General features: G+C 55.5%; 15 protein-coding genes. 4 read left to right on the forward strand and 11 right to left on the reverse strand.

Annotation, left to right across the window (positions count from 1 at the left end):
- Positions 1–10: 10 nt before the first annotated feature.
- Positions 11–160: a lmo0937 family membrane protein gene (locus LAO76_08250; protein MBZ5490907.1), complete on the reverse strand. Its 150-nt coding sequence runs from the start codon at positions 158–160 to the stop codon at positions 11–13.
- Between the two features lie 103 nt (positions 161–263).
- On the opposite strand from LAO76_08250, the gene LAO76_08255 reads away from it, so the two are divergent.
- Genes LAO76_08255 through LAO76_08265 form a run of 3 tightly spaced genes read left to right on the forward strand, consistent with a single transcriptional unit; the run spans position 264 to position 7,478 of the window.
- Positions 264–509, forward strand: a complete 246-nt coding sequence (locus LAO76_08255) for a hypothetical protein (GenBank protein ID MBZ5490908.1) — start codon at positions 264–266, stop codon at positions 507–509.
- On the forward strand, positions 506–3,484 hold the full coding sequence (locus LAO76_08260; protein MBZ5490909.1) for a BamA/TamA family outer membrane protein: 2,979 nt from the start codon (positions 506–508) through the stop codon (positions 3,482–3,484). The genes LAO76_08255 and LAO76_08260 overlap by 4 nt, the downstream gene beginning before the upstream one ends.
- 31 nt (positions 3,485–3,515) lie before the next feature.
- Positions 3,516–7,478, forward strand: coding sequence for a translocation/assembly module TamB domain-containing protein (locus tag LAO76_08265; protein ID MBZ5490910.1), 3,963 nt, complete (start codon positions 3,516–3,518; stop codon positions 7,476–7,478).
- A gap of 210 nt (positions 7,479–7,688) precedes the next feature.
- Here the strand turns inward: LAO76_08265 and LAO76_08270 are convergent, their stop codons facing one another.
- The 3 genes from LAO76_08270 to LAO76_08280 are packed head-to-tail and all read right to left on the reverse strand — an operon-like array spanning position 7,689 to position 11,343.
- Positions 7,689–9,650 (reverse strand): DUF3732 domain-containing protein, encoded by a 1,962-nt coding sequence (locus tag LAO76_08270; protein ID MBZ5490911.1) that lies wholly within the window; start codon positions 9,648–9,650, stop codon positions 7,689–7,691.
- Entirely contained in the window at positions 9,647–10,129 is a 483-nt protein-coding gene (locus LAO76_08275) for a DUF6521 family protein (GenBank protein ID MBZ5490912.1), read from the reverse strand. The genes LAO76_08270 and LAO76_08275 overlap by 4 nt, the downstream gene beginning before the upstream one ends.
- Entirely contained in the window at positions 10,126–11,343 is a 1,218-nt protein-coding gene (locus LAO76_08280) for a hypothetical protein (protein ID MBZ5490913.1), read from the reverse strand. The genes LAO76_08275 and LAO76_08280 overlap by 4 nt, the downstream gene beginning before the upstream one ends.
- Before the next feature lie 415 nt (positions 11,344–11,758).
- Between LAO76_08280 and LAO76_08285 the strand changes: the two genes are divergently transcribed.
- Positions 11,759–13,210, forward strand: a complete 1,452-nt coding sequence (locus LAO76_08285) for a nicotinate phosphoribosyltransferase (GenBank protein MBZ5490914.1) — start codon at positions 11,759–11,761, stop codon at positions 13,208–13,210.
- Positions 13,211–13,543: 333 nt separating this feature from the next.
- On the opposite strand, the gene LAO76_08290 is transcribed toward LAO76_08285, so the two are convergent.
- From LAO76_08290 to LAO76_08320, 7 genes are all read right to left on the reverse strand, one after another.
- Positions 13,544–14,008 (reverse strand): carbon monoxide dehydrogenase subunit G, encoded by a 465-nt coding sequence (locus tag LAO76_08290; GenBank protein MBZ5490915.1) that lies wholly within the window; start codon positions 14,006–14,008, stop codon positions 13,544–13,546.
- A 196-nt stretch (positions 14,009–14,204) separates the two neighbouring features.
- The gene (locus tag LAO76_08295) at positions 14,205–15,068 is read right to left on the reverse strand and encodes a xanthine dehydrogenase family protein subunit M (GenBank protein ID MBZ5490916.1); all 864 of its coding nucleotides are present in this window, start codon (positions 15,066–15,068) and stop codon (positions 14,205–14,207) included.
- Between the two features lie 15 nt (positions 15,069–15,083).
- Positions 15,084–17,492: a xanthine dehydrogenase family protein molybdopterin-binding subunit gene (locus LAO76_08300; GenBank protein ID MBZ5490917.1), complete on the reverse strand. Its 2,409-nt coding sequence runs from the start codon at positions 17,490–17,492 to the stop codon at positions 15,084–15,086.
- Between the two features lie 297 nt (positions 17,493–17,789).
- Positions 17,790–18,275 carry a (2Fe-2S)-binding protein gene (locus LAO76_08305; GenBank protein ID MBZ5490918.1) on the reverse strand — a complete coding sequence of 162 codons (486 nt, stop codon included), beginning with the start codon at positions 18,273–18,275 and terminating at the stop codon, positions 17,790–17,792.
- A 381-nt stretch (positions 18,276–18,656) separates the two neighbouring features.
- Entirely contained in the window at positions 18,657–18,971 is a 315-nt protein-coding gene (locus LAO76_08310; GenBank protein ID MBZ5490919.1) for a hypothetical protein, read from the reverse strand.
- Positions 18,923–19,606, reverse strand: a complete 684-nt coding sequence (locus LAO76_08315; protein MBZ5490920.1) for a hypothetical protein — start codon at positions 19,604–19,606, stop codon at positions 18,923–18,925. Before LAO76_08315 ends, LAO76_08310 begins: the two co-directional genes overlap by 49 nt.
- Before the next feature lie 1,020 nt (positions 19,607–20,626).
- Positions 20,627–21,970 (reverse strand): hypothetical protein, encoded by a 1,344-nt coding sequence (locus LAO76_08320; protein MBZ5490921.1) that lies wholly within the window; start codon positions 21,968–21,970, stop codon positions 20,627–20,629.
- Positions 21,971–22,231: the final 261 nt, after the last annotated feature.

A 22,231-nucleotide genomic window follows, 5' to 3' on the forward strand; every position in this document is an offset into this window, starting at 1 on the left:
GCGAGTGAAATCAAATAGCTGCTCTGCGCCCCGTTATCACCTCAATCAGCAATACGACCAGGGCAATGACTAGAATCAAGTGAATCAAACTTCCGGCGATATGAAATCCCCAACCTAACAGCCAGAGAAGCAGCAGAATTGCAAAAACCGTCCAAAGCATTCGCGTCTCCAGGCGGGCGCGACACCCCACCTTTTGTCTATTAGATGCTTGAGTCCAGACACGAGTTGACACGCTGGACTGAACTAGGAGTCCGTGAGCGGGAATGCGCCAGCGACTCTGGTGGACGAACTCCGAAAAGTTCAACCCTGCTTCAGAATACGCAATCAGCAACTCTGCTGAAGCAGGTCTGCAAAGCAGCAGCTCTGCTTTACCCGCAATGATGCGGGTCTTCCGGCAGGTCTCTCTGAGTGAGCAACGAGAAGTCTCTGCTTCCACTCTAACCAAAGAGGCAATTGGCAGAGCTGCGGCATCGCTGGCCGCACGGATTGGCAGACCTTCAGCACAATGACAACTTTTCAAAGATGGATCGGCACTTCAATGCTAGTGGCGGTGGCCGCGGGGCTGACTTTGCTGGCGCCAAAGATACACTCGCAGCAGGTGCAAGCTGAGACTGCGGCCGTTTCTTATGAAGGGCAGCGCGTGGCGTCAGTGCAGTTGGCTGGCCAACCGGATGGCGCGCCACGCAGGCTGAAGGCATTGATCACTCAGCCCATCAATGCGCCGTACTCGCAGGCAAAAGTAAATGAAACCGCGCAAGCCCTCATAAAAGGTGGGGGTGCGAAGGACGTGGAAGTACAGGTAACGCCTGCGCCCGAAGGACTACACGTGCTCTTTGTGTTGAAGCCCGCCTACTATTTTGGCGTTTATACGTTTCCCAAGGCAGAGAAGGTTTTTTCTTACACGCGTCTGCTGCAAGCAGCCAGCTATTCCAAGCAGGAGCCATTCGCCCAGGAAAAAGTAGAAGAGGCGGAATCGAACTTACTGGAATTCTTTCATCGCGTCGGTTTCTTTATGGCCACGGTGGAACCGAAGATGCAAACCGACGAGGCCCATCGCATCGTCAATGTGGAATTCGACATCAACTTGAAACGCCGTGCGAAGTTTGGAAACGTGATCTTAACCGGAGTTTCAGAGCAGCAAACCGCGAGGTTGAATGCCAGCCTTCGTTCCATCAAGGCGCGAATCAAAGGCGCGTACATCAAGCCGGGGAAACCGTATCGCCTGAAGAAGTTGACCGCGGCAACGGCATTTCTGCAACAGCAGTTGGCAAGCCAGCACTTCCTTGCCGCCCGGGTGAAGCTGGTCTCAACGCTATACAATCCGGAAACCAACCGGACTGACATTCGATATGACATAAATCAACGGTCGAGGATCGAGATCAAGCTGGCTGGAGCGCACGTTTGGGGACGAACACAAAAGAAGCTTATCCCCATGTACCAGGAAAATACTGTTGATCCGGACCTGGTGAATGAAGGCGCACAGGACCTGACGTCCTACTTCCAGTCGAAAGGTTACTTTGGCGCAAAAGTGCAGAGCAAGATTCAAAGAGACCCGTCGGGCGTGACGGTCTTATATCAGATCACCAAGGGCCCGCGAGGCAAGGTAGAAGCTATTGAATTCCATGGCAACGAGCACTTTTCTGACAAAGACCTGAAATCACACGTGCTGGTAACCAAACGTACTCCGCTGATCCCGTTTTCTCATGGGAAATATAGCGAACAGCTGGTGCGTAAGAGCGTGAAGAATATTGAAGGGCTGTATCGGGGCGCCGGATATAGCCAGGTGAAAGTCACGCCGAAGGTGGTGAACAAGGACAATGAGCTGCAGCTTGCGTTCCAGGTGGAAGAAGGCGTGCGTGACGTGGTGGAGTCATTACAGGTGGAAGGGACTAAGGCGCTCACACAGCAGGAGCTCGCGCCCAAGGGCATGAACCTGGAGCCGGGGAAGCCTTACTCCACACTGCTGCTAACCAAAGACCGCGACCAGATCATGGCAACGTACCTGGACAAAGGTTTTCTGAACGTGACGTTTAAGTCGAAAGTGGAGCACACGAAGGACGATCCGCACCATGTGCACGTGGTTTATGAGATAGACGAGGGACCGCAGGTGCATACGGCCAGCGTGGAGCCAGTGGGAGCCCAGCATACGCGTCCGGAAATTATTGCGCGCAATGCAAATATCAAAGTGAACAAGCCGTTGAGCGAGACAGCCCTTCTACGCGGCGAGAGCCAGCTCTACACCCTGGGCGTGTTTGATTGGGCCAGCGTGGATACACGCGCGCCGATCACCGACGATCCCAATGCGGCCGTGCTGGTGAAGCTGCACGAATCAAAGCGCAACACCATTGCGTATGGATTCGGCTTTCAGGTCATCAATCGCGGTGGCAGCATTCCCAGCGGAACGATTGCGCTGCCGGGACTTCCGCCCGTAGGTCTGCCGCAGAAATTTACCACCAGCCAAAAAACATTCTGGGGACCGGAAGGGTCGGTTGAGTACACACGCAGGAATTTCCGAGGTCGCGCGGAGACTGTAACTCTCTCTGCGTTTGGCGGAAGGCTGGACCAGCGTGGGTCAGCAAGCTGGAACAACCCTACAATCTGGAATACAGGATGGAGTTCCACCGTCACATTCTCCGGCGAGCGGACGAGCGAAAATCCCATCTACACCGCGCGCCTGGGCGGAGCGGGAGTCCAGTTCCAGCATTATCTGGATAGGAACCGGCAAAAGTCCGTGATTTTCCGCTACGACTTCCGCCGCACGAACCTTTCGAACATAGTGATACCAGACCTGGTGCTGCCGGAAGACCAGAACGTGCGGCTCTCAGCACTCTCCGCATCCTTCAGCCGTGATTCGCGCGACAACTTGCTGGATGCGCACAAAGGAATCTATGAGAGCTTTCAAGTGGACATAAACCCGAGCTTTCTTGGATCGAGCACAAGCTTTGGACGCTTTCTGGGACAAACCGCTTACTACAAATCTTTGACGAGCGATTCATCGCTGGTGTGGGCCAACAGCCTGCGGCTGGGAATGGAGCATGCATTTGGAGGCGCGCACATTCCCATCAGCGAAAGCTTTTTCTCTGGAGGCGGCAGCACGTTGCGCGGCTTCAGCTTGAATGGCGCCGGACCGCAGCGCGAGGTCCTGGTCTGTCCAACGGACAACCCGAACTGCGGTGAAAAGATTGCTGTGCCGGTAGGTGGTAAGCAGCTTGTGATCCTGAATTCAGAGCTGCGATTTCCGCTGGGCATTTCCGTACCGTTTGTGGGCGGAACTCTGGGCGGCGCGGCATTTTATGATGCCGGCAACGTTTATTCCAACGTGAGTTTCAAGAACGTGGCCTCCGACCTGACGCATACCGTTGGATTCGGATTCCGTTACAAGACGCCGGTGGGGCCGGTCCGCATTGATATTGGACATCTGCTAAATGCGCCGCCGGGAGTGAAGACATATCAATTCTTTTTGACGCTGGGACAGGCATTCTAACAAGGGCGAGGCATTAAAAAAGGGTGAATCAGTGAAGAAGTGGAAAAAGATTACTCTGTGGAGTCTGGCGGCAATCATCGTGCTGCTTGTGGGTACCGTGGTGACGCTGGTGTTGTTGCTCGACCACAATGAAGGTTTTCGCCATAGCATTCTGGCCAAGGTGGAGAAGAGCGTGCGTGAATCGACCGGCGCGCGGCTAGAGGTGCGAGACTTCAGCCTCAGGCTCTCCAATCTAAGCCTGGATCTTTACAATGTCGTGGTGCATGGGACCGAAGCCGATCCCAGCAAGCCATTGGTGGCAGTTGACCATCTGCAGGTGGGGTTGACGATTGATTCATTGCTGCATAAGAAGTGGCATGTGCGCGACATTATTGTGGACCATCCAGTGGTGCGGATGGCGGTGAACAAGGCAGGGGAAAACAATCTGCCCAAACCGGAAAAGAAAAGCACCAGCAGCAGCAACACGAACGTTTTTGATCTGGCGATACGGGAACTGCGCCTGAACAACGGCGAAATTTATTACAACGACCAGAAGACGCCGCTGGAAGCCGATCTGCATAACTTTGCGGTGAATGCGAACTACGATCCGGCGCAGAAGAAATATACTGGCGATCTTGGCTACAACACGGGAAAAATCGTGTATGGAAAATATTCGCCGGTAGAGCACAACTTGCAGGCAAAGTTTGGCGTAACGCCACAACAATTCACGCTGGACAGACTTGATCTTACGGCAGGGGAGTCGCGGGTTGGGTTGAATGCAACGGTAAACGATTACAGCTCGCCGAACATGCAGGCCACGGGCAGATATGAAGGGACGCTGGTCATCAATGACTTCAAACGAATCCTGAAAGATCCTTCGCTTCCCGGCGGGACGGTGAAGCTAACGGGACAAATGAAGTATCAGGCTGACCCGAAGCGGCCGATGCTGGAGACGGTGTCTATTGACGGCAACGTGAGCAGTGCTGGGCTCAACGTGAAGACGCCGAGATTGCAGACCGAAGTCCGCGATCTTTACGCGAAGTACCAGCTTTCAGGCGGCAATGCGGAAGTGAATGACATTCGCGCGCGAGTGCTGGGCGGCACGCTGAGCGGCAAGCTGACGATTAAAGACGTTGCGGGAGCGTCGATCGCGCAGTTGCAGGCTTCGCTGAAAGGTTTGTCGCTGGACCAGGCGCAGACGGCGACGCACAACACGTCGATGCGGCAGGCGCATTTGAGCGGAAGCGTTGATGCGGATGCGAGCGCGCATTGGGCCAAGACGCTGGACAATCTTGTAGCGCATAGCGATGCCATAATCAAAGCAAGTCTTGGACAAGGGCCTGCGATGCCGGTGAATGGCGTGATCCATGCTGACTACGCCGCGGCGCATAAAGAGCTTGCGCTGGCTAATAGCTACATTCGGACGCCGCAAACAAGCATTAACCTGAATGGAAAAATCAGTGATCGTTCGCAATTGCAGGTGGCGTTGCGATCGAATGATTTGCACGAATTGGAGACGTTGTCGGCGGCATTGCAGAAACCCATGCCCGGGCAGCCCGCGCCACAGCCGCTGGGACTTTACGGCACAGCCAATGTGAATGCGACGGTGAGTGGATCGCTCACGGCGCCGCGGATCAATGGCCAGATGGATGCGCGCAATTTCCGCGTAAAGGGAAGTTCGTGGAAGGTGCTGCACACGGCTTTTGCGGCGAATCCTTCACAGGTGACGCTGAGCAATGGCAACCTGGAAGCTGTGCCGCAGGGCCGAATCAATTTCAGCGCGCAAGCGCGGCTGAAGAACTGGGCCTACACGCCGTCCAGTCCGATTACGGCGAATATTTCCGGCTCGCAGATTTCGATTGCTGACCTGGAGCGGTTGTTGAATAAGACGTACCCGGTGAGCGGCACGCTTGCGCTCAACGTTTCTGTCCACGGATCGCAGCTCAATCCCGTGGGGCAGGGAACGTTGACGGTGACGAAAGCGAAGGTATCGACCGAGCCGATCCAAAATCTGAACGTGAAGTTTGAAGGCGATGGTAACACCGTGAAAGCGAATCTGACGGTGCAAATGCCGGCCGGGTCGGCGCGGGCGGATGTGAATTATTTTCCCAAGACGGAGGGATACGATGCGCATGTGCAATCGCAAAATTTCCGGCTGGAAAAGCTGCAGACCGTCATCGCGCGGAACATGCAGATTGCGGGCGGCGTGAACCTGAATGTGAGCGGGAAGGGAACAGTCAAAGATCCGCAATTGCAGGCGACTATCGAAGTGCTGCAATTGCAGATGCAGAAGCAGACGGTGCAGGGGGTGAAGTTCCAAACCACGGTGCAGAACCATGTGGCGACAATTGCGCTCGATTCAGACGTAGCCAAGGTCGCGCTCAAAGCGCGCGGCACGGTGGGAATCGAGACGCCGTATATGGCGGACATCCGCCTGGACAGCGGGAAGATTGATTTCCAGCCGCTGGTTGCGCTGTATGCTCCGGCGCAGGCGGCAGATTTGTCCGGTCAGACAGAGCTGCATGCGACGGTGCGCGGACCGCTGGCGGATAAGAACCGAGTGGAAGCGCATCTTGAAGTGCCGAACCTGAACGTAAACTACAAACAATTTCAATTGGCGGCGGCAAAACCCATTCGCGTTGACTACCAGAACGGCACCGCAACGCTGCAGCCAACTTCAATTCGCGGGACCGGCACGAGTATAGATGCGCAAGGAATAGTGCCGGTGACTACGCCAAAGGCCGCGTCGTTCCTAGTGAAAGGCAATGTTGACCTGGGAATTGCGCAACTGGTTGTACCGGACATTACCAGTTCCGGCCAGTTGCAATTTGATGTTGATTCAAAGCGTTATGGCCAGGGGACGAATTTGAACGGCCAGATCAAGATTGTGAATGCCAACCTGCATACGGCGGATTCCCCCGTTGGCCTGGACCACGCGAACGGGGTGATCAATGTAACGCATACACGGCTGGAGATCAGCAGCTTTCAGGGGCAGATGGGCGGAGGGACCATCAATGCGACGGGCGCAGTGGCGTACCGGCCGGCAATCCAGTTCCAGCTTGGGCTTTCAGCCAACAACATCCGTGTGCGCTATCCGGAAGGGGTACGCGCCATTCTGGCCTCTAACCTTGCGCTCACGGGGAACCCGCAAGCGTCAGAGCTAAACGGCCAGGTGAGAATTGAGCGCGTATCATTCACGCCGGACTTTGATCTGGGCACATTTACTTCGCAGTTCAGTGGGGAGTCGAGCGACAGCGGAACGCCAGGCTCATTCACGCAGAGCATGAAGCTGAATATCGCGGTGCAATCGACGAGCCAGATGAACCTGGTGAGCAGCCAGGTAAGCGTAAAGGGTGACGCGAATTTACGCGTGGTGGGCACGGCCGCTGATCCTGTGATTCTGGGGCGCAGCAACCTGACAGGCGGCGAATTCTTTCTGGCCGGGAACCGCTATCAGGTGGACCACGGAACAATCGATTTCCTGAACCCCGTACGCACAGAGCCGGTGCTGAACATCCAGGTAAAAACCAGGATTGACGAATACAACATCACGCTGGCGTTGAATGGACCGGTGGAACGCCTGCAAACAACGTACACGTCCGATCCTGCATTGCCGCCGGTGGACATTATTAACCTGATCGCGACGGGGAAGACCGTGGAGTCAGCGGCGGCCAATCCAAGCCCAAGCCCGACGAGTTCGCTGGGCGCGCAATCACTGCTGGCATCGGGCATCAGCAGCCAGGTAAGCGGCAAGATCGCCAAGCTGGCCGGCGTGTCACAGTTGCAGATCGACCCCGGCTTGGGAACCGACAACGGACAGAACCCCGGGGCGCGCGTCGCAATCCAGCAGCGCGTTACCAGCAACCTGCTGGTGACATTTGCCACTGACATTACATCGACGCAACGGCAGGCAATACAGATTGAGTACAAGTTCAATCCAAAATGGTCCGTGAGCGGAACGCGCAACCAGAACGGCGGCTTTGGCGTGGATGGAAGGTATAGGAAGGATTTTTAGCCGGTACTCATAGCCCCGATTTTTGTGCCGCCGTTTCACTGGCTGAATTCCCACATTGCTGTCTTGTGACCATGGCCTGGCGCGCTGCTGGCGTTTTATTCGCTGCGCCTAATGCTGCCCATCATTAACTCCTTGTTCTGTAAACTGAAGTGCAACTTCATGCACTCGAAGCAGGTTTGCAGTATGTTTACAGCGCTTAATCGGCGGCGCTTATACGTCGGCGCGCACGGGCCAGTCCAGCGGGATTAGCGCTTTGCCTGAAGCGCGGTTCCAACGCTCCCGGGTAGCGGCTACATAGCGCGCATCATCAGCAAAATATGCGTGCTCAATAAGCAGAACCTGCAAGCCCGATCGCCGTGCGGTTTCGGTGAAAAGGAAGTCGATATGCTTGCGCATCGCTTGCATGTCCTCATCCTCTTCGCGGCCCACAATTTCAGTTTCATCCTCGTCCTCACCGCGTGTCGGGAAATATGGCCGACTCACTTGATCCAGTATGAGCAGCCCAGGTACGGGTGCCTCGACTGTTTCGAAGTAGCGCTGCAGCGCAAATGATAATGCAATGTGCACGGCCAGGTAGTTTTGATCCGAACCCACATCAGGCATCCGCAGAACTGCCTGACTCCCGGCTTCGATAACCGCAACTTCGGGCACGTGAGAGGAGAAAGCGAGTTCGGCACCGACGCACGGAGCGACAGTTGGCAAGACAGCGAATGCCTCAGACGCAAACTGCGAAATCTTCATCTCTGCCCGGTGGACTTTGATCGCCTTGGATTCGCGATCAACGCGCGCCTCAAGCTCAGCAATCTCCGCCCTGAGCACGGTCAAGTCTCGCGAAACTTGGCGCGGCTCGTCTGCGCTAGTCTCAAGGAAAAAGGAGATCCGGCCTAACAGATGCGCTCGGAGTTGCGCAATGTTAGCAAGTTGCCGCGTTTCCGCGCTCTGACGAAGCCAACTTTGGATCTGGTCGTCTACCCGGCGTAACTCACCATTGAGCGCGGTAATTGCCTCGTCGAGAGTCCGGTCATGCTCAACTAGTCTCGGCTTCACTCTTTCAACCGCCGCACTCTCCGCTCGCACGGTACGCAGGGTGGACTGCAATGCCCGTGCTGCTTCCCGTCCAAGCTCCGAAGGAGCCTGACAAACAGGGCAAACTTCCGAAATATCTTGGAGGTGGAGATGTTCGGCTAACATCAACTTGTCGCGCTGGCGCGTGACTGCGCCCTCGAAACCTGTTGCTTCCCGAACAGCGTCTCGCGTCGCTTGTAATTGACGGCGCGCTATACCTACGGCTTCCAAAATTTCGCGCCGGCGGGTATGTAGTGTTCCAAGTTCACCCTCAGCCGGGTAGGAGTTGGCTTGGAGTTGGGTATCTGAAATCGTTCTTAGGTGCGCCAGCAAGTCTGCTTCGGAAGCCTGTTCAGATAATGCGGCAGATATCCCTATTCGGACAGCCTCCGCTACTAGACCAAATGCGCGCTGCTTGAGTGCACTATCAGATGCTGCCCGCGAGCGCTCACGTGCTCTTTCTCTTTCGAGTACCCGCTGCAGCCTGCGTAGCTTCCGCTCGTCGACGCCGCTAGCTTCGTCCGTCGCACGTAGGAAATAGGGTATGGCTGCGACAATGTCGTGGGCCTTGTCGGCCTTCTCCAACCCGTGGAGTAGGACCGACTCGCTGTAGATGACTTCCTTCGTGACAAAAAGGTATGGAGTCACATGGCGTAAGGTGGCGCGTCCTCGTTCTTCGCCCTCCTCATTTGGTTCGCCCGCCAAGTCGCCGATACCAAACGCCCGCTCAATAAAAGATTTAGCCGCCTCAATTGTGGTCGCACCGTCGAAGTCATCTAGATTCCTCGGCAAGGGTAGATTGCGGCCGGCCACCACGAACATGTGCGTACTAGCACGTTGGCCTACAGGCGGAATGATGCGGCCCACTATCATCTCCGCATCTCCGGCTATCCACTTGACCCCGACAGCTACGCTGCGCCTACGCACGTGTACGGGAAGTTCGCACGTGTTCGAGCCAAGGCAATAATCGATTGCCTTGATCAACGTTGACTTCCCGGTGCCTGATGCGCCAGTAATTATGTTAACGGCATCGGATTCGAGTTTCACATCGCGCCGCTGGCCGGATGTTCCAAGAAAAAAAATGTTATCAATGTTCCAGCGAATCATACTGTGAACCCCATCATGTGGAAGACCGCGCGAGTCGACCCCGCTTTTGCGAACCAATAGCCAAGCCGAGCGGCGCGCTTAAGCACCTGGCCCGGCTCTTCACCTAGGGCTTTCGCCACGCTTGTTTTGATTTTCCTATCACCGATACCAAGGCGGGCACCCTCACCAAACTTCAGGACACGCGTAAAGCATCCGAAGCGAATCGCCTCTGTGACAATATCTATAGAGCCGTTGACGCGTTCGGCGAGACCGATTTGCACTTGCGGACTGCGCTCCAACCACTCGAGTAAACCGGTATTCTTGTTTGTTCCCAAGAAGGCGCTGTCGAAGTCGCCGGATAAGGCAAGAGGCAGTGAGAGATAGGCAACTGGAACTTCCGGCCCGTTCGCATTTATGGAAAGGTATGTTTTTATGAAGGCAGCCAAAGCGTATGCACAAAATGCGGGGTTAGTCTCGGAGTAGATATCGTGGGCAGTCATCCATTCTCCCCAAGAAGCTTCCTGTACTCTGGATGCCAGCCAACTTGCAGGCTAATCGCAAGCACTTGATAACTGCCGCGGACGTAATAGGCGGCGTTCCAACCCTCGGCAATTGGACGCACCACGTTGGGGGCTTCTTCGTGTGTCCAGCGCAGTATCTTCAATCCGGACGCGCATTTCTCCTTGTGCTCAAGTTCGGCGCAGCGCTCCGACATCTGCTTATGGCGATCTGACCAGTGTTCTTCCAGTATGCTGTCATACTCATTGATAACCGGCCCCATGGCGGGGTTACTGTTAAGCCATTTCGAGCGTTGTTCGCGGGCCTTCCACTCCTCTCGAATGGCTTTTGAATGGTCGGACGGCGTACCGTCAACGAGCTTGATCTGACGAGCGAGTAAGCTGTCCGGCTGGTAATCATCAGGCGGGCTCACGGTTTCGAATTCCGCCAATAGCTTTCCCTGCTGAATGTCTGCCACGATGGCACTTACCTGATGCTGCAACTCAGCTCTCGATATGACACGTTGCCGCTTGTTGCAGAGGGAGTAAACAATCTGGCGATCCCACCATTCGATCAAGCGCTGCGCTACCTTCGGCCGCTGCTCGGCGGGGAGTATTTTCAAATGGTCGGCAACAAGATCCTCAATCGCAGCGATATTTGGGCTGTGAAGCTGGATCTTCACGCGGCGCATTAGGTTCAGCCGCTCCGCTCCTGAGAGTGCGATAAAGGCGCGGCAACCATCCACACGATCTGCGTACGGCAGCGGATTCTTGGATTTCTCAGCAGCAGCGCGACTGTCAATCACCCGCTGCGCTTCTTCTAAAATTACCGCAACGAGTTCCGCACGATCTGCATCGCTATCCCTCAGAGCGTTAAGCGAGCTATCGGGCGAAATGCTGCCAACGGCGACGAGGTGAAAGGTAGTTTCGGATAGCGTCACTGCCGGCAGAATATCGATCCAGGCCTTCATCGTACGCCAGAGAGACTTAGATTTAACGCTGATCGCCGGCGGCTCTGAAATCATCGAATGCTTCAGCTGGTACAAAAGCGTGTGACCATCGGCCTTCAGTTCTACGTCATCGAGCTGCTCGATCGCCACTGCTGCATTATCGGTGTTCTGTCCGAGTAGCGTAAGCAGCGCAAAGAACGCTTGATAGTAAAATCCCAGCGCGGCGGCTGCGGCGGAATGACCTCCGCCCTGCCGACTGTCATCCATGGTGTTTCTCCCAAAGCGAGAGCTAGCTCAGTCGACTGGAATTACCCTTACCCGACGCGGCAGAAAACGGCTACCATCTTCTGCAGATTGCCGCGGGCACTGGTAACCTGAGCAACGCATGAGCCGATGCGGAAATGTCTTGTTCGACGTGCTCATGCGGCAGGCGTCGTCCGGCTAAAGCTTTCTTGTGAGAAGAATGTAGCACCCGCGAACGCAGATGTCGATGCAAATTAAAAGCTCGGAGAGCAGCGCAATATATATTCTAATAAACGCCTTTTCTGTCATTTTGCCGAATTATGAGTAGTTCTAAACCTAGCTAGGACACTATCGACCTATCGGCAACACGGAATGATCGACTGTCGGGCACCATGCCACGATTGCCTCAAACTCACCTTGCATGAGACCATGCACACTCATGCCCAAGACAGAGCAACGCGACATTTTATCGAGAACCCATTTATCTGGAAACCTGGTCCTGCAAACCGACAGCTATAAGTTCACGCACTGGAAGCAGTATCCGCCGGGGACGCAGTACGTTTACAGCTATCTGGAGTCGCGCGGCGGAATGTTTTCCCAGACGGTTTTCTTTGGCCTGCAATATTACCTGCTGAGATATTTGTGCGGCACCGTGGTGACGGAAGAAGACGTGGGGGAAGCACGGGACTTCGTTGATCGCCACATTCGGCCTGGCATGTTCAACGTTGAAGGATGGATGCATATTGTTCGTGATCTGGGCGGAAGATTGCCGGTAGAGATTAAGGCCGTGCCGGAAGGCAGTTCAGTGGGTGTGCAGAACGTACTGATGACGATTGAAAATACCGACCCTGCCTGCTACTGGCTGACGAATTATCTTGAGACTCTGCTGCTGAAGGTGTGGTACCCGATCACGGTAGCGACGCTTTCACGAGGGATACGTAAGGTGATCCTGGATGCGCTGCATCGCTCGGGCGATCCGTCGTTGATCGATTTCAAACTGCATGATTTCGGTTATCGAGGCGTCTCAAGCGAGGAGACGGCCGGCATTGGCGCGGCGGCGCACCTGATCAACTTTAAAGGCACGGATACGGTGGCGGGCATCCGCGTGCTGCAGGAGTTTTATCAGTCGCAAGAGATGGAAGGATTCAGCATTCCGGCGGCGGAGCATTCGACGATTACCGCGTGGGGCCGCGAAAATGAAGACCAAGCCTATGAAAATATGCTCACACAATTTCCGCAGGGCTTAGTGGCCGTAGTGAGCGATTCCTATAACGTTTATGAAGCGTGTGAAAAACTCTGGGGCACGCTGCTACGCGAAAAAATTGAACATCGGCAGGGAACGCTGGTGGTGCGGCCTGATTCAGGCAAGCCGCGCGAGGTGGTGCTGAAGGTGCTGGACATTCTGGGCGCGAAGTTTGGCTATGAGACGAATGCGAAGGGCTATCGCGTGTTGAACCCGAAGATACGCGTGATCCAGGGCGATGGCGTGAATTACTGGACGATTCAGGACGCGATTACGGCGATGAATCGCGCTGGATGGTCGGCGGACAACATTACGTTTGGCATGGGTGGCGCACTGTTGCAACAACTGAATCGCGATACGCAGCAGTTTGCTTTCAAATGTTCCAACGTGACGGTGGATGGCGAAGACCGCGACGTGTTTAAAGATCCTGTGGAAGGACACGACAAAGCTTCAAAACGTGGGCGGCTGGCCCTGTACTTGAAAGATGGCAAGTGGAGCACGGTGCGGGCGCGCCGGGGAGTGGAAGATCCGGAAGACAGGCTGAAGCCCGTGTTCCGCGATGGGGAACTTTTGGTGGAGCAGAGCGTGACGGAAGTGCGGAGACGGGCAAGACTGGAAGAGAATGGAGCGGGGAAGAGTGGCGGCTAGCCCTACAAAAAGACGGAATTTTCACCACGGAGGAGCGGAGAAAACCAAAAACCTTACCGCGGACTGACACGAATAAACGCGGATCAGGAACATTGCTAGAAATGCCAAAATTGCCAAACGTCGCCGAAAGTGGAAAACCTTTTACCGCAAAGGCCGCAGAGGAACGCAAAGGTAGATCGGGTGATCGCCATGATCCCACCCCAACACGCGAAAACTGCGCGTGTCGGGCGCCCCGGTGATTGGGTGATCGGGAAAAACCAGAATCACACTGCGGAGGCGCGGGGAAATGAAGCAATGCTGCATTCCTCGCACTCTGCCAGGGCTGAACTGTGCTCAGGTTCCGGTGGAAGAGGCAGGATTGGTTGAGGCGGTTTCGGCTTCCAGGGCCTTGAAGAAGCGCGCGGCAAGCATGTTGGCTGTGGCTTGAATCATGCGCTGGCCAACGCTGGCGATAAGGCCGCCGATGTTGACGTCTCCTGTGTACTGGATTTCAGTTGCGCCATCAGCGTCTTTTAAATTAAGTTCGCCGGAGCCTTTTACGAATCCCGGCTGGCCTTTGCCCTCGACGACGAGTTTGTAGTGCTCCGGTGCGACGATATCCTGAAGCGAGACCGTGGCGGTAAAAACGCCTTTCACAGGGCCGACTCCAGCGGTGAGCTTGGCTTTGTATTGATTGTCCCCGGTTTTTTCCATCTGCTCACAGCCAGGGATGCACCTTTGCAAGATGGCAGGATCGATCAGCGCGGCAAAGATGCGTTCACGCGGTGCGGCGATTTTCTGAGTGCCTTCAATCTTCATGGGAAATTTTTAAACACAAAGGATCACGAAGGAGTTTTGATCTTGCGATTCCATCGTGCTGGCTTGTGTTCTTTGTGGTTAACAGCTTTACAAAAACAAAAAACTTTTACCACGGAGGACACAGAGGATCACTGAGGGAGTTTTGTGATTCGTTGGGTTCGTTCGTGCTCCTTAGCGCCTTTGTGGTTAATACGTTTTATTTTGCTCTGCTTGCCGCCATTTCAATCGCACGGCGCGTATAGACACTTGCCAGTTGCTTGCGGTACTCGGCTGAAGCGTAGAGATCGGAATTGACATCGACTCCAGCGGCAGCGTGGGCGCAAGCGGCGCTGAGAGTCTTGGCATCGAGCGCATTGCCTTTCAGCGCGCCTTCAACTTTGCTCGCACGGTACGCCTTGGGAGAGACACCGGTGATTCCGATGGCAGCCGATTGGCACTTGCCTCCGTCGATGGAGAGATTGACGGCGACGCCGACGACCGCAAATCCAGAAGCTGGATGACGAACCTTGACATAAGCCTGCGCGAGTTTGCCTTTAGCGGCAGGAATGCGGATTTCGCGCAGAATTTCACCAGGCTGCAGGGAAGTGGTGAGCATTTCTACGAAGAAGTCAGCGGCTTTGATTACGCGGTCACCCTTGGCGCTGGTGGCGACAAGCTCTGCGTCGAGCGCGAGGATGGCGGCAGGCCAGTCAGCCGCGGGATCGGAGTGAGCAAGGCTTCCGCCGATGGTGCCTTTGTTGCGCACCTGCATATCGCCCAGGTGGCTGGCGGTTTCAGGGAGCAGCGGGCAGGAGCGGCGCAGGAGATCGGAGATTTCAACCTGGAAGTGCGTGGTCATGGCGCCGATCCGAATTTGTCCGCCATCTTCCTTTATATAGGAGAGGTCGCGGATGCGGCCGAGATCGATGAGAACTTTGGGCTGCATGAGACGCAGCTTCATGGCGGGGAGCAGGCTGTGTCCGCCAGCCAGAATCTTGGCGTCATCTTTGTGCTTGGCCAGGAGCGAGAGTGCTTCGTCGAGGGACTTGGCGGCGATGTAATCAAAACTTGCTGGGATCATGTGAGTCTCCTGCGCTTACGCGGCGCCTGCTGAATTCTTTTTAGGACCGTTTTTGATGAGCTGCCAGACGACTTCCGGCTTGATGGGCATATCGATGTGGCGAACCCCGTAAGGCGAGAGCGCATCAACGATTGCGGCCACGATTGCCGGTGTCGCTCCGATTGTCCCAGCCTCACCTACCCCTTTTGCCCCAAGAGGATTCACCGGCGACGGCGTTTCTGTGTGATCAAGCTCAAGATGTGGGATCATCACAGCTTTGGGCAGAGCGTAATCCATCAGCGTGCCGGTGACGAGCTGGCCGGTCTCGTCGTACACAACTTCTTCAAACATGGCCTGGCCGATCGACTGAACAATTCCTCCGTGGACCTGCCCAGCCACAAGCATGGGATTGATCTGCTTGCCGCAATCATCGACCGCGACGTAACGCTGGAAATGGATTTCGCCGGTGTCGGGGTCAATATCCACCACTGCAATATGCGTGCCGAACGGGAACGTAAAGTTCTTCGGCTCGTAAAAAGCCGTGGCGGAAAGTCCGGGCTCCATGTCCGCAGGCAGGTTTTTGGCGACGTGCGCTTCCAACGCGATATCCATCATCGTCAAAGTTTTTCCGCTTGTATTCGGCTCCGGCAAAGCCGCTGCGGGAGCCTGTCCCACCGGCATCGACGGCGCGCCCACTTCGCCCTTGGCTTTCCCATCGGCGCAAAATTTTCCGTCAACGAAACTCGCCTTCTCGCACTGCAACACGTGCGCCGCAATCTTGCTGGCCTTGTCTTTCAGCTTTTGGATCGCCATATACACCGCGACTCCGCCTACTGCAAGCCCGCGGCTGCCAAACGTGCCAATGCCGTACTGCACGATGGCGGTATCACCGTGGATCACCGTCACGTCATTCACTGCCACGCCCAGTTCGTCCGCGGCGATTTGCGCAAAAGAAGTCTCCTCGCCCTGGCCGTGCGGAGAAGCTCCTGTCAGCACCGTAACTTTTCCCGTCGGCTCCACACGGACAGTTGCGCTTTCCCAGCCGCCCGCCGGCATTGCAGAAGAAGGCCCAAGCGCGCAGATCTCCACATAGGTCGATACGCCAATCCCCATAATGCGGCCATCTTTGCGCGCGGCTTTCTGCTCTTCACGAAGCTTCTTGTAATCCGCCATCTTCAGCGCTTTATCCAGCGCGCCTTGATAATTGCCGCTGTCATAAAAAAGTCCGGTTGCGGTCTTGAAAGGGAATTCATTCGGCTGCGGAAAATTCTTTCGCCGCACTTCTACCGGATCCATCCCCAACTCCGCAGCTACAAGGTCGAGCGCGCGCTCCACTACATATGTTGCTTCCGGCCGTCCCGCGCCGCGGTAAGCATCGGTTGACATCTTGTTCGTAAACACGCCGGTCACGTTAATCTGGATCGCCGGAATTTTGTAGCAGCCAGAAAGCATCAGCCCGGTCAGCGTCGGAATCGCCGGCGTCAGCAGTTGGAAGTACGATCCCATATCGGCAAACACGTTGTAGCGCAGACCGGTAAGCGTGCCGTCTTTCTTGAAGCCAATCTCAATGTACCCAGTCTGCCCGCGCCCATGGATCGTTGCTTGCATATTTTCGCGGCGGCCTTCAATCCATTTCACCGGACGATTGAGCTGCATGGAAATCCATCCCATCAGCGCTTCTTCCGCATACACGTTGAGCTTTGAGCCAAAGCCGCCGCCGACCTCCGGCGTAATCAGCCGCAGCTTGTTTTCCGGCATGCCAATCATGATCGCCACTTGCGTCCTGCACAAATGCGGTATCTGTGTCGACGTCCACAGCGTCAGCTCCTGCTCGCCCGGAAAATATCTCGCCAGCACGCCGCGCGGTTCCATCGCAATCGGCGCCAGGCGTTTGTGCAGGATTCTCTGCTTCACCACTTTGTCCGCACTCTTCAGCGCCGCTTCAATATCGCCCTCGCCCGCCGTCAGCTTGTAAGCCACGTTCGTGCCAAACTGCTCATGGATCACCGCGCTCTTTGCGTCCGCGGCTTTTTCTTCATCCAGCGCCACCGGCAGCTCTTCATAGTCAACTTCAATCAGGTCCACGGCGTCACGCGCGGCAGATTTTGTTTCCGCCACCACCACCGCCACCGGATGCCCCACAAAATAAACTTTGTTGCCCGCCAACGGACGATGGTCCGGCACCTTCAAGTCCGGCAACGCCGCCGCGCACGGCACCGGCCCAATCTTGGCTGTGTCTTTACCCGTATAGACGGCCACCACTCCAGGCAGCTTCTGCGCCGCCGTGGTGTCAATGCTCTTGATCCGAGCGTGCGCATAAATGGAGCGCAGAAACGCCGCATGCAGCGTGTCCGGCAGGCGAATGTCGTCAACGTAATGCGCCAGCCCCTGAATCAGCCGGGGATCTTCCGTGCGCTTGATTGGTTTGCCAACTGTCTTTTCCATATATCGCCTCTTTAAGTTTCCCGTCGCTCTCGACTAGCTGCTAGCTGCTGGCCATTAGCTTTTGGCTCTTGGTTCTTGGTTCTTAAGCTCGGATTTCAATCATGGCCGCTTTTCCTAATCCCTGCTTATCCGTGTTAAGCCGTGGTATGCCTTTGCTTTTCCGATCACCTGATCCACCTTTGTGTTCCTTAGTGCCCTTTGTGGTTCAAGCTTTTTCCGTTTTCCTAATCCGCGTTTATCCGTGTTAATCCGCGGTAAGCAGTTGCTTTTCTCCGCGTCTCCGCGGTGAACCCTCCTCTACCGCGCCACGCTCTTCGATTTCATCTTCTTAGCCGCGCACTGCACCGCCTGCACAATGTTCTGGTATCCAGTACACCGGCACAGATTTCCTTCCAGCCCGTGCCGTATCTCTTCATCCGTGGGATCAGGATTGCGCTGCAGAATCTGCGCTGCCGCCATGATCATTCCCGGCGTGCAGTATCCGCATTGCAGCCCATGATGTTCCCAGAAACCGTTCTGCACCGGATGCAGCTCGCCGCCCTGCGCCAGCCCTTCAATCGTCGTCACCGTCGATCCGTCCGCCTGCGCCGCCAGCATCGTGCAGCTCTTCACGGCCTGCCCGTCAACCATCACCGTGCATGCGCCGCACAAAGAGGTTTCGCATCCCACGTGTGTGCCGGTCAGGTTCAGCACGTCGCGTATGTACTGCACCAGCAGCAGGCGCGGCTCAATTTCGTTCTGGTGCGTCACGCCATTCACGGTCACGTTGATTTGTTTCTTCATTTGCTCCACCTCATATCCAGCAGCTGGTCTGCAAGAGCTTGTAACTTTTGGTCGCAGGACATATTAAATGGTTCCACAGCGACTTGCCACCACGGGGGCTGGCGATTTCCGATTTTGAATTTTCCGATCACCCGATCACGCGCGATCTCCCGATCTTCGTCTGTGTTCCTTCGTGTCCTTTGTGGTTAAAGGTTTTTCCGGTTTCCTGATCCGCGTTCATCCGCGTAAATCCGCGGCAAGCCTTTTTCTCCTCCCTTCTCCGTGTCTCCGTGGTAGGTGTTGTTTTGCCGATCACCAGATCACCAGATCACCCGCGATCTCCCGATCTTCCTCTGTGTTCCTTCGTGTCCTTTGTGGTTAAGTTTTTTCCGATTTTCCTCATCAGCGCTCATCTGCGTCAATCTGCGGCGAACGTCTCCTGCCCTCTCTCTGCAGCCGTTCAAACTCCGTCTTCAGCTCAATTACTTCAATCGGACACTCCGGCCAGTTATGTTCCCAGCACACAATCAAATCGCATTTGTTGGGATCGTGCATGTGTGAAACAAAATTCCGGCTGTATTGCTCCAGTTCAATGTCCACCGGCTGCCATACGCCGGGCGCAACCTCGCGCATGGCTTCGCAGTCAGGGAACGCGATCTGGACTCGAGTCACCACAAATCCCAGGTCTTCGGCAATTGATCCAAACAGAAACAGCACGCCCTGCTCATTGGTCGGCCCACTAGCGGCACCTTCATCAGCGGAGGCCCATAGGTTGGACGGTCTCTCATGATCTTGGGCTGGTTTGGCGTCCTGTTGGCCGTCCTTGACCTCCTTACCGCCTTCCCCGCGTCCCGTAAATGGACGCGCGCCACCTCCAGTACGTCTTCCCATCCGCCTTCCCAGCCCTGCTGTTCTGCGGCAAACAGCAGCCCAGCCGGGACATCGCCCCATGTCCCAAACCGCGTAAGCAGTGGCTTGGCGCTGTACTTTGCGTACATCTCGTACTCGCCAATCTTCGGCACCCTGCCCAGCTTCCGCGTGAGCTCCGCCCAGTCTTTAAACAGGGCATCCATCGGCGTCGTGTATCCGGCGCCTCCTCTTTCCAGGCCGCATGCTTTGAGCGCGCCCGTGTACGATAAAAAATTTCTCCTGACCTGCCGCGGACTGATCCCGCTCCTGTCTCTCAGCTCCGGCAGGCTCGGCGCGCGGCCCAGCTCTTCAGCCATCTTCTTGATTGCTTCAAGGATTTCTTCTTTGCTCACGGCCTGCTCCTTATATAAAGCCAGATAGTGAATGCCAACCTGCCGATAGCAGCTCTCAAAGTGAACCCAGCCTCCCCTACGACATGCCATCCTGAATCCCGAGGTCGAACCTTGGTGAGACCGCAGGTGAAGGATCTGCTCCGCTGCTACTTCGCGGTAGCCATCCCTTATCCCAACCAGGCTTCCAACGTCACCCATGCCCAATAACCCTGTCATCCTGACCGAGTCCGGACGACGGAGGAGTTCGGGCGAGTGGAAGGACCCCGAGAATGCATCCTTTAACATGCCGCATCAGGGAGTTCTTCCCAGACAGCCTCATCTGCACTGCATCCGATTCCAGTAACACCTATCCCCCACGACATGCCATCCCGAATCCCGAGGTCGAGCCTTTGGTGAGACCGCAGGGTGAGGGACCGGCTCCGCTGCTGCCTGGCGGTAGCTGGCGATCAAATCTCCTGCTGGATCACAAAGCCAACAGCCAATAGCTAAGAGCCCAACAGCTAATTGCCAATGGCTAATTGCTAAGTGCTTGTATTGGGATCGGTTTGAACACACGAAAGCCCGCAACTTTAAGGGGCTGATTCAAACCACATGAGGCCGCGGTAACTGTGGACCCAACGATGGCCCGCAGACTGCAGGGTTGCTGGCCTTTCCGGGTGTTCAAGGGTTTTTCCCGCCGATGCCGCTCTCGGTCTTTCGCCTTGCATTATCGGCGAAAAAAATACGGCAGTCAATGGGATTTTCGGCCAGTCCTCGGGCGGGAAACAGGACATCTTGGGCCGTATTGGTGGCGTCCCGGGTCGGGGTCCCCAACGCGCGCGGTTTTCGCGCATTGGGATGGGAGTGGAAGCACCCCGAGGATGCATCCTTCAACAGGCTGCATCAGGGAGAAACTCCAGTCCCGCCCGATTAGTCCCCTTCAGGGATGGCTGAGTCCAGAATCAATGCTTTCGGACACATTGGGTATCCATAGAGGTGCAGCGGGAGCCGCTTCCCGCATAGTCATGAGTTGCTTTTTGCGAGGTGGCTGGCATGCTGGAACTGACGGAAAGCAAGCCCGCGCATACTCCACACGCGAGCTTGCCTTTGTTAGTTGTGAACGCTGAAGAGTTAGCTCGTCCACAGAATTGCCGGCGGGCTCACGGATTGGTCATAAAGCACTACGTGATCGTTATCCTGCATCAATAGCTCATACCTTCCATTCGGTGAAACAAAACATTGGCCTACACCCAGTACTCCGGTCGATCCTGTTCCAGGCCCGACGTCGCATGCCGGGTGGGGATAGCTGTTAGTGTCCCATCCCCGTGAAGTACCTGCATTCCAGACAGGGGCATAGAGAATGATTCGTCCATCGTTTTCCATGTTGAGCAGATCAGCGCCGGAGCCTGTCGTTACGCTGTTCCACAAACCTATCGTACCAGCCGAGTTGTAGACAACCAGGTTGCCGTTCGTCTGAAGGAGGACATAGTCGCCTGCGTTTCCTCCGGTTCCTGGCGCTGCCCAGGTTCCAGTAGAATGTGCGATGTCGTAGATAAAGGTAAGCCCGCTGGGGTCAACATAGAACATGTATTGTCCGCTGGGTGAAACAATACACTGGCCGCCAAACATGAACTGCGGGGCATGGAGAAGGGTACCAATCTTACAGGTTTGTGGCGGGAATGGGCCCGGAGCTGGGGTTGCATAGGTGCCTGCCTGCCATATGAATTTATAGAGCACAAGATTGCCATCATCCTGTACTCGAATGATCACTGCGCCGGTGCCGGCCGTTCCTGTTGAAAACACTGCCGAGCCGGAAGAATTAAAGACAACAAAATTCCCGTCGCTCTGCATGGTCGCATGGATCGGCTGCGGCGGCGGCACGTTATTATTTTGAATCACTTCATACCCGCTGCCGCTGGATCCTCCGCACGTTGAATTGCTGCCCGTGCTGATCACAGACCAGCCTGACGGAACGGTACTGATGCGGCACACGGTCTCCTGGATCCCCGTGGGTAAATTCGCCACATTCAGGATGTTGCGGCCAGTTCCTGTACCGCTTCCGCAAGCGCTGATTGTTGGCGTGTCGGTGATCACCCAGAAGGCAGGAATGGTCGATTGAAAGCACACATTATTTACGGAGAATCCGGATGACTCGCCGTTGATGTTGAAGAGGCTTTCCGCGGTGTTGGAGCCGCAGACGGAGCTAGCTGGAAACCCGGTAATCACCCATCCCGAGGGAATTGGCAGGCCGTCGTTGCACGCTCCTACACTGGCTCCCGTGGACAAGGTTGAAATCTGTTCAATCGTTCTCTGGTTGTTGGTTCCGACGCCGCAGCCTGAGTTCGTCGAATAGCTAACGGATACCCATCCCGCTGGAACGGAGACAGAAGTACATTGGGTCGTGGTAGCTTGGGCGCTGGCATGCACTGATAGTATGGCTATTGCCAGCAGTAGAAAGAGAAATTTTCTATACATAGAGGAGGTCCTTTTTCCTTGGATGCTTTCTAGAGTTGCGATCTGATGCATACACCACGCCCGCCAAGCCTTTGCTTTCTGCATGCTGGTATGCAGCTACTTCTTCAGCCTGGTTATTTCAGGTTGTGAAGCTATAGTGAGATAGTGAACGAACATTTAACTACTGAGTTTGTCTACATTGTAGGCTTTGCCTTGATAGATATGATCTAAGTAAACTAAAAAATATTATGTTGCTTCCCATTATGGGACTTCATTGGTACC

It is taken from the genome of Terriglobia bacterium, assembly GCA_020072645.1.
Lineage (GTDB): Bacteria > Acidobacteriota > Terriglobia > Terriglobales > Acidobacteriaceae > Angelobacter.